The organism is Candidatus Protofrankia californiensis (assembly GCF_900634765.1).
Lineage (GTDB): Bacteria > Actinomycetota > Actinomycetes > Frankiales > Frankiaceae > Protofrankia > Protofrankia californiensis.
In genome coordinates, this window is record NZ_CAAAFT010000088.1 from 3,568 (window position 1) to 5,028 (window position 1,461).

Annotated in this window: 1 protein-coding gene; it reads left to right on the top strand. The window is 73.0% G+C overall.

What is annotated here, in order from left to right:
* Positions 1–1,461 (top strand): ATP-dependent helicase (locus DD1DGNOD_RS05205; protein WP_241255477.1); only part of this gene is annotated, 1,461 nt, incomplete at both ends.

A 1,461-nucleotide genomic window follows, 5' to 3' on the forward strand; every position in this document is an offset into this window, starting at 1 on the left:
ATCGCACTGGTGGCTCGGGCGGCGAACCGGATACACCTGTCGCCGAGCCGGACCGAGCTTCGGGACCTCACCTCCGAGGTCGAGTGGGCCAAGGCCACCCTGCTCACCCCCGAGGAGTACCCGGCGGCCGCGACCGCGGCGGCGCGCGAGGCGGCGCACCCGCCCGAGATGATCGCCCGTCTGTACACCGCCTACGAGGAGGCCAAGCGGGAGGCGGGCGTTCTCGACTTCGACGACCTGCTGCTGCTGACCGCGGCCGTGATCGAGGAGCACGGCTGGGTCGCCGAGGAGCTGCGCTCTCGCTACCGGCACTTCGTGGTGGACGAGTACCAGGACGTCAACCCGTTGCAGCAGCGCCTGCTCGACGCCTGGCTCGGCGAGCGGGACAGCCTCTGCGTGGTCGGTGACGCCAACCAGACCATCTACTCGTTCACCGGGGCGTCTCCCCGCTACCTGCTGGATTTCCCCCGGCGCTTCCCCGACGCCCCTGTGGTCCGCCTCGTGCGGGACTACCGCTCCACGCCGCAGGTGGTCGGGCTGGCCAACCGGCTGGTCGCGCGAACCGGCACCGGCGGCACTGCCGGCGCACCGGGGGCATCGGGCGCACGGGGTGCATCGGGCGCGGCCGTGGGTGCTGCTCCCGCCGCGTCCCGGCACGAACCGCTGCGGCTGGTCGCGCAACGTCCGGACGGCCCGGCACCGGCGTTCACCGAATGCGACAGCGAACCCGAGGAGGCGACCGCGGTCGCCCGCCGCATCCGCATGCTGCTGGACGCGGACGTGCCGGCCAGCGAGATCGCCGTGCTGTACCGGGTCAACGCCCAGTCCGAGGCATACGAGACCGCGATCGCCGCCGCCGGCATCCCCTACCTGGTCCGGGGCGGCGAGCGGTTCTTCGCGCGGCCGGAGGTCGCCGAGGCCGTCCGGCTGTTGCGGGCGGCCGCGCGGTCGGCCGACACCGACCGGCCGGAGGGTCTCGCGGCCGAGGTCGTGGAGGTCTTCGCCGCGCTGGGATGGCGGGGGAACGATCCGCCGAACGGCTCGGGCGCACAGCGGGAACGCTGGGAGAATCTGGCCGCGCTCGTGCGGCTCGCCGACGACATGGTGGTCTCCGACCCCGGGGCCACCCTCGACCGGTTCGTCGCCGATCTCGCCGACCGTGCCGCCCACCAGCACATTCCCACCGTCGAGGGGGTCACGCTCGCCTCTCTGCACGCGGCCAAGGGCCTTGAGTGGGACGCGGTCTTCCTGGTCGGCCTGGTCGAGGGGACGTTGCCGATCATCCATGCGCAGACTCCGGCGCAGATCGAGGAGGAGCGGCGCCTGCTCTACGTCGGTGTCACCCGGGCACGGGAGCATCTGGCGCTGTCGTGGGCGCTTGCCCGCAACGAGGGCGGCCGTAAGTCTCGCCGGCCGTCACGCTTCCTCGACGGGCTCGTGCCCCGTTCGACGACGTCGGCG